The following is a 7102-nucleotide window of genomic DNA, read 5'->3' as shown; positions in this document are numbered from 1 at the left end:
GCCGCGCGCCAGGTTGTCCAAGCCGGTGTTGAACGCCTCCTTGGAACACTCAGCCCACCACGGCGCCACATCCGACTTCGCCTGGTTCCACGCCTTGCGCAACGCGGCGAGATTCCACCCGACGGCCGGAGTCAGCAGTTCCTCGGGCGTGCCGTAGGAGCGTTCCGCGGCGCGCTGGTCCATGACCGCCTTCACCCGGGCCAGGCCCCAGTTGTACGCCACCCTGGCCGCGCCCGCATGCGCCAGCACCGCCCGCTCCTGCAACGGCGTCAGGTCCAGAGCGAACCGGTACGCCTGTAACGCCTTCACGACGGCGGGTCCTGTGTGGTGGCGGCCTCGACCGCCCGGCGCGCCCGATCCGCCCCAGCCCGACGGCCGTAAAGACGCCCACACAACGAGGTCAAGATCTCCGTGACGTCCCGGACCAGGTCGTCGTCGCCCTCCGCCGGGTCGACCACCAACAACTTGCGGCCCTGCGCGGTCAGCGCCGCCTCGACATACTCGGCACCGAAGCGGACGAACCTGTCACGGTGCTCCACCACGATGGTCGTAACCGCCGGGTCGCGCAGCAGCGCGAGGAACTTCTTGCGCTGCCCGTCCAGCGCGGACCCGACCTCGGTCACCACCTGCGACACCGGCAGGTCCTGCCCGGTCGCCCACGTGACGACCCGAGCGACCTGCCGGTCAAGGTCAGCGCGCTGGTCGGCCGACGAGACCCGGGCGTACACCACCACCCGCTCGACGCCAGCCGAGGCAGCAGGCAGCGGCTCACCCACCATGATGAGTCGACCCAGCCGGTACGTAGGAACAGGCAGCGTCCCAGCCGCGTACTGCCGCCGCGCGGTGACATACGCGATGCCCTGAGACGCCGCCCACTCCTTCAAATTCACCCGATCACCATAGCACGCTCAAGGACGCCAGAGACCACCCAATCGAGAGCAGTTGTTAACCCCTTCTTCCCCCTGTTGGCCGCGCGGGTGCGGCGCTCCTTCGAGTGGCAGGGACACTGGTTCCCCCAGGGTCGCCGGGTGCTGCTCGACCTGTACGCCACCAACCACCACCTGCAGCTGTGGCCGGAGCCGGAACAGTTCCGGCCGGAGCGGTTCATCGGCTGGCGGGGCGACCCGTTCAGCCTCATCCCGCAGGGCGGTGGTGACCATTTCACCGGCCACCGCTGCCCCGGCGAGTGGCTCACCATCGAGCTGATGAAGCAGGCGGTCAGCAACCTGACCTGCGCGATGAGCTACCGGGTCCCGCCGCAGGACCTGGCGCTCGACCTGGCCCGGATGCCCACCCAGTTGCCCTCCGGGTTCGTCATCGACGGCGTCCGCCGGGCGGAGTGAACCTCCGGCCGCGCGCGGGAGCCGGCCGCCGTGGCCCGGGTCGCCGTCGACCGAGAGCGGTCAGTCCAAGCGCGGCCGGCAGCACCGAGCTGAGCAGCGCGACGAGTGCCGAGGCCGCCACCACCCCCGCGACCGGCTGCCCGGGCAGCACGACCGCTGCCGGGCCGACCAGTTGCAGTAGTGCCACCCACAGGCCGCCGAGGGTGAGTCCGGTGACGCCGCCGGCGAGCGCCACGCCCAACGCCACCACGAGGAGGGCCTCGGTGGCGACGATCCAGAGGATCTGGCGCGCCGTCGCGCCCGCCAGCCGCAGCAGGGTCAGGTCGCGGGCGCGGTCCCGGGCCGCCATGAGCATGGTGCCGGTGATGGCCAGAATCGCGTAGAGCAGCGCGATTCCGAGCACCACCCGCAGCCCGATCGCGCTGGCCCGGTTGCGGTGCGCGGCGGTCGCGGTCGACCACTGGTCCGGCGTGGTCAGGGTCGCCCCCAGCCCGGCGATCGCCGCTCGCAGGGCCCGCTCTGCCGCCGCCCGGTCGACGTCCGTCGGCAGCTGCACCTGTATGCGCTCGGCGAGCGCGGCGCCGGCGTAGCGGCCGGTCAGGTAGGCACCGTTGCCGCCCGCGCCGTCGCGGATCACCGCCGCGACCCGTAGCGACACGGGAGTGCCGTCGCCGAGCCAGATCCGTACCGGTTCGCCGACCCGGCGGCCCCATTCCTGGTCGACCACGATGGTGTCGTCGCGCAGATCGTCGAGGGATCCGTCGAGCACCGGGAGGGCCAGCAGGTCGAGCGGGGCGTCCCCGGTCGTCGCGTGGGCACCGTGTTGGATGAGCGCCTCACCGTCCTCCACGTCGTACACCGAGGTCGGGTAGACCACCCGGGTTCGCAGGCCGGGGATCTGGCGTACCCGGTCGACCACCTCTCGGTTGAGGCCCGGCGTACCGGCGGGCAGGACCAGGTAGTCACCGGCGAGCTGCGCCCGCCGCTCGACGGCCCGGGCCCGGTCCACGGTCGCGGTGGCCGAGAGCAGTCCGGCGGCCAGGCCGACGGTGAGCAGCACGGGTGCCGCTGTCGCGGCCGTGCGCCGGGCCGCGGTCAGCACGGTCTGGCCCACCACTGTCCCGGTGACGCCGCCACGGTTCGCCAGCGGCCCGGCCAACAACTGCGCCACGCGCGGTACGAGCACCGGAGCGAGCAGCGCGAAGGCCACCACCAGCAGCATGATCATGGGGATGTACTGCTTGCGTTTCAGCGCATCGGCCGGCGTGTCGAGCAGCGGCCAGAGCAGCATGGCAAGGGCCCCGACGAGCACGCCGAGTCCGCCGATCCAGCGCCCCACGCTCATCGCCCCCGATTCGACCGCGGCCTGGCGGATCGCCTCCACCGGCCGGATCCGCCCGGCCTGCCAGGCGGAGGAGCAGACTCCGATCAACGCGGCGGCCATCCCCAGTGCGAACGCGATGACCAGCGGAATCGGGGACTGGGACGCGGTGAACCAGGGCGGCGCGAGGCCGAGCTCGACCAGCCAGCCGGCCAGCCGAGGGCCGCCGAGCCGGGCCAGTTGCCAGCCTGCGGCGGACGCCAGGAGCGCGACGACCGTCGCCTCGGCGAAGATCAGTCGGCGTACCTGTCCGGGGGTGGCACCGGCCATCCGGAGCAGGGCGAGCTCCCGCCGGCGCTGGGCCAACGCGTACGCGAACGTGCCGGCGACGACGAAGATCGAAACGAAGACCGCGACGCCGCCGGCCGTACCGGCGAGCGCGTTCGCCGCGGTCAGCGCCTCGGCGTCGCGGCGCAGGTCGGGGTCGAGCCGGCGCAGCCCCGGCCCGGTGTGCAGCACCGCGTCGGCACCGATCGCCTGTCGGACGCGCGGCGCGGGTGCGGACATCACCAGCGCGTCGATTCGGGGCGAGATCCGCGCGGCTTCGGCGTCGGTGAAGAAGATGGCGCGTTCGAAGGGCACCACGGCGGTGACTCCGACCACCGTGTACGCGCGGGCGCCCGCGCCGGTCAGCACGGTCACCCGGTCGCCGACCGCGGCGGCCCGCTCGGCGACCACGATCTCCCCGGCCGCTGCCGGTGGGCGTCCGGCCAGCATCCGGTACGGCGTGACGGCCGCCGCCGACCACGGATGCCCGACCTGGTCGGCACCACCGTCGGGGAGCTGGGCGTAGAACGTGCGGTCGACGACGACCGGCCCGAGCGCGCCGAGGCGGGCGACCAGGTCCTCGGCCAACCCGCGTGGCTCGGCCAGGGGCCTGGCGGCGGGGCCGTTCACGGTGGTGACCCGCAACTCGTCGACCGGGCTGACCACCACCGGCGCGGCGGCGTACCGCTGGGCGGGGCGCGGCGGCGCGGTGAGCGTACCCCCGATGACCTGGCCGGTCGCGCCCACCAGGCCGACCCCGACGGCGAGCGCGATGAAGGTGCTGACGAGGGTGACCCACCGGGTGACGAGGGTGCGTACGGCGAGGCTCAGCATGCGGGGACCGCCCACCGGGTCATCCGGGCGGCGACGGTCTCGGCGGTCGGTGCGGTCAGCTCACCGACGAGCCTGCCGTCGGCGAGGAACACGACCCGGTCGGCGTGCCCGGCGGCGACCGGGTCGTGGGTCACCATGATGATCGTCTGCCGCTGGGTGTCGACGAGGTCGCGCAGCTTGGCCAGTACGTCCCGGCCGGTGCCGCTGTCCAGGGCGCCGGTCGGCTCGTCGGCGAACACCACCGCGGGGCGGGTGACCAGCGCGCGGGCGATGGCGACCCGCTGCTGCTGGCCCCCGGACAGCTCACCGGGCCGGTGGCGTTCCCGCCCCGCCAGCCCCACGTCGGCGAGCGCCCGGGCGATCGCGGCGCGGCCTGGTCGCCGTCCGGCCAACCGCGCCGGCAATGCCACGTTCTGCGCCGCGGTGAGCATCGGCAGGAGGTTGAACGTCTGGAACACGAACCCGATCGACTCCCGCCGTAGCAGGGTCAGCCGCTTCTCGCTGAGCCCGGTCAGCTCCACACCGGCTACCACGACGCTGCCGCTGTCCGGCCGGTCCAGGCCGGCCGCGCACTGCAGCAGCGTCGACTTGCCGGAGCCGGACGGACCCATGATCGCGGTGAAGGTCCCGGCGGCGAAGCCGATCGTCACGTCGTCGAGCGCGGTGACCGCGCCGGCCCCGGTGCCGTACGTCCGACGCACGGACCGCAACCGCACTGTTTCATCCATGTCGGCAAGCACACCGGTTCGCCGAGGCCGGGGCAGTAGGTCACGGTCGACTCTCGGGGTAGAGCTTCTTCTACCCGCACCCTCGGGCTGGCCGACTTCCGGGCCGGCGTCGATCGACCGTACCGTCACCCGCATGTCTGTTCGGAGCACCGGGAAGGCGTTGCCCCGCCGTGACCTGGTGGTGTCGGCCTGGCCGTGGCGGGCGGCGGCGTACCTGCTGAGCGGCCTGCCGGTCGGCGTCGTGGTGCTCGCGGTCCTGGTCACACTCATCGCGTTGGGTGTGGTGTCGGCCGTCGCGCTGGTCGGCGTGCCGCTGCTGGTCGCCGCCACGCTGGTCGGGCTCCCCGTCGGAGCGGTGGAGCGCCGCCGGCTGTGGCTGGTCGACGCCGAGCCGATCGCCGACCCGCACCAGGTGCCCGAACGCCCCGGGCTGCGCGCCTGGCTGCGCCAGCGGTACCGCGAGCCGGCCACCTGGCGCGAGCTGGGCTACACGGTCCTGCTGGCCACCCTGCTCTGGCCGCTCGACCTGCTGGTGGTCGGTTGCGCGCTCGGCGTACCCGGTTCACTGCTCACCGCGCCCGGGGCGCAGGCCCTCGGCGGAGACGGCGAGGTGAAGCTGCTCAAGGCCGTACTGCTGACCTCATCCGCCGCCGCGTGGGCCGCGGTGCCGATCGGCGTGGTTCTGCTGGTGCCCGCGGCGTACCTGGTCGCCGGGTACGGTGCGGCGCGCGGCGCCCTCGCCCGGGCGCTGCTGGCACCCCGCGACAACGAACTCGTCCGGCGGGTACGGGACCTGACCCGGTCACGCGCGCGGCTCGTCGACGCGTTCGACGCCGAGCGGCGCCGCATCGAGCGTGACCTGCACGACGGCGCGCAGCAGCGGCTGGTGGCCCTCGGCATCACCCTCGGACTGGCCCGGCTGGCCGCCCCCGCCGAGGTGCCGACGCTGGTGCAACGGGCGCACGACCAGGCGAACCTGGCCCTGGCGGAGTTGCGTGACCTGATCCGGGACATCCATCCGCGGATCCTCTCCGACCGGGGCCTGCCCGCCGCCGTCGCCGAACTGGCCGACCGCTCGCCGATCCCGGTCGACGTGGACGTCGCGCTGCCGACGCGCCCACCGTCCGCCGTCGAGACGGCCGCCTACTTCGTGGTCTGCGAGGCGTTGGCGAACGCCGCCAAGCACAGCGGCGCGACCCGGATCCAGGTCAGCGGCCGGATGCAGGCGGACCGGCTGGTCGTCGAGGTGGCCGACGACGGCCGCGGTGGTGCCGACGCGGCCCGGGGCAGTGGACTGACCGGCCTCGCCGACCGGATCGCGGTGGTGGCCGGCAGACTGACGCTGACCAGCCCGCTCGGCGGGCCGACCCTGCTACGCGTGGAGCTGCCATGCCATCGGACCAGCCGATCCGAGTCGTCCTCGCCGAGGACGGTGTCCTGATCCGGGAGGGCATCGCCGGCCTGCTCAGCCGATTCGGGTACGACGTGGTCAGGACCGTGGGGGATGCCGCCGCGCTCGCCTCCGCCGTCTCGGCCTACCGGCCGGACCTGGTGCTGACCGATGTACGGATGCCACCCGACTTTACCGACGAAGGGCTGCGCGCGGCGATCGCCCTGCGCACGGCGTACCCGGATCTCGCGGTACTCGTGCTGAGCCAGTACATCGAGCTGACCTATGCCGGGGAGCTGCTGGACATCGGCGGTGACGCCGGGGTCGGCTACCTACTCAAGGACCGGATCACCGATGTCACCACGTTCGCCGAGGCGGTGCGCCGCGTCGCCGCCGGCGACACGATCGTCGACCCGAAGGTGGTCCAGCAGCTGCTCCGTCGGCGCCGGGATCCGTTGCAGCGGCTCAGCGAGCGGGAGCGTGAGGTGCTGGCGCTCATGGCGGAGGGCCGGTCGAACGCGGCGATCGCGCGGACGCTGGTGGTCGGCGAGGCCGCGGTAGGCAAGCACATCACCGGCATCTTCACCAAGCTCGACCTGCCACCGGCCGAGGAGGACAACCGGCGAGTCCTCGCCGTCCTCGCTTACCTGCGCGGCCAACCACCCGCCAGCCGCGTCCCCGACTGCACCGGGCGGAACAGCTAGTCGGCGACCACCAGCGCCTGCGGGGCAGCCTGCTTCATCCGGGTACGCAGCCACTTGAGCTGGGTCGCGGTCTCCTGCTCGCCGGCCTTCACCACCCCCAGCAGCTCCTCGTCCCGGGCCCCGTACGCGGCCTGCCCCACCACCGTCCAGCTGATGTCGCACTCCGCCGCCATCAGGTAGAGGTCCTGCAGGTCCCGCAGCAGCCCGAGCCCGCCGGTCCGGGTCCCGGAGAAGAGCTGCGAGTGCAGCCGGTCCGGCTCGGCCGGGGCGTCCTCGGCGTACCGGCGGGCGACCGGCGCCAGCTGCTCCGCTTGCCGGCGGCACCGGGCGGCCAGTCGCTGGCAGAGGTGGAAGACGTCCGGCTCGTCGCGGTGGGCCTCGCCGACCTCCAGGTAGGCGTCGCCGAGCCGAGCCTGGGCCTTGTGCAGCAACCCGAGATAGTGCGCGAGATGCAC

General features: G+C 73.4%; 8 protein-coding genes. 3 read left to right on the top strand and 5 right to left on the bottom strand.

Annotated elements, in window-relative coordinates:
* Both ACY34I_RS31140 and ACY34I_RS31135 read right to left on the bottom strand, forming a co-directional pair.
* Positions 1–309: helix-turn-helix domain-containing protein (locus tag ACY34I_RS31140; protein ID WP_462758708.1), on the bottom strand; the 309-nt coding region annotated here is incomplete at its 3' end.
* A complete protein-coding gene (locus ACY34I_RS31135; protein WP_462758706.1) occupies positions 306–890 on the bottom strand; it encodes an IS607 family transposase in 585 nt (194 codons plus the stop codon). The genes ACY34I_RS31135 and ACY34I_RS31140, both read right to left, overlap by 4 nt.
* A 75-nt stretch (positions 891–965) precedes the next feature.
* Here ACY34I_RS31135 and ACY34I_RS31130 point away from each other — a divergent pair, with 75 nt between their 5' ends.
* The gene (locus ACY34I_RS31130; protein WP_462758704.1) at positions 966–1343 is read left to right on the top strand and encodes a cytochrome P450; all 378 of its coding nucleotides are present in this window, start codon (positions 966–968) and stop codon (positions 1341–1343) included.
* On the opposite strand, the gene ACY34I_RS31125 is transcribed toward ACY34I_RS31130, so the two are convergent.
* Together ACY34I_RS31125 and ACY34I_RS31120 are read right to left on the bottom strand one after the other, a co-directional pair.
* Positions 1315–3840, bottom strand: coding sequence for an ABC transporter permease (locus tag ACY34I_RS31125; RefSeq protein ID WP_462758702.1), 2526 nt, complete (start codon positions 3838–3840; stop codon positions 1315–1317). The two genes, ACY34I_RS31130 and ACY34I_RS31125, sit on opposite strands and share 29 nt — an antisense overlap.
* Positions 3819–4553: an ABC transporter ATP-binding protein gene (locus ACY34I_RS31120; protein ID WP_462758700.1), complete on the bottom strand. Its 735-nt coding sequence runs from the start codon at positions 4551–4553 to the stop codon at positions 3819–3821. The genes ACY34I_RS31125 and ACY34I_RS31120 overlap by 22 nt, the downstream gene beginning before the upstream one ends.
* A gap of 133 nt (positions 4554–4686) precedes the next feature.
* On the opposite strand from ACY34I_RS31120, the gene ACY34I_RS31115 reads away from it, so the two are divergent.
* A complete protein-coding gene (locus ACY34I_RS31115; protein WP_462758698.1) occupies positions 4687–5994 on the top strand; it encodes a sensor histidine kinase in 1308 nt (435 codons plus the stop codon).
* Complete coding sequence (locus ACY34I_RS31110; RefSeq protein ID WP_462758696.1) at positions 5943–6647, top strand: response regulator; 705 nt, start codon at positions 5943–5945, stop codon at positions 6645–6647. The genes ACY34I_RS31115 and ACY34I_RS31110 overlap by 52 nt, the downstream gene beginning before the upstream one ends.
* Here the strand turns inward: ACY34I_RS31110 and ACY34I_RS31105 are convergent.
* Positions 6644–7102, bottom strand: a complete 459-nt coding sequence (locus ACY34I_RS31105; RefSeq protein WP_462758694.1) for a hypothetical protein — start codon at positions 7100–7102, stop codon at positions 6644–6646. The genes ACY34I_RS31110 and ACY34I_RS31105 overlap by 4 nt on opposite strands.

Source organism: Micromonospora sp. RTBAU3-60, assembly GCF_054963695.1.
This window is presented reverse-complemented; position numbering and strand designations above follow the sequence as displayed.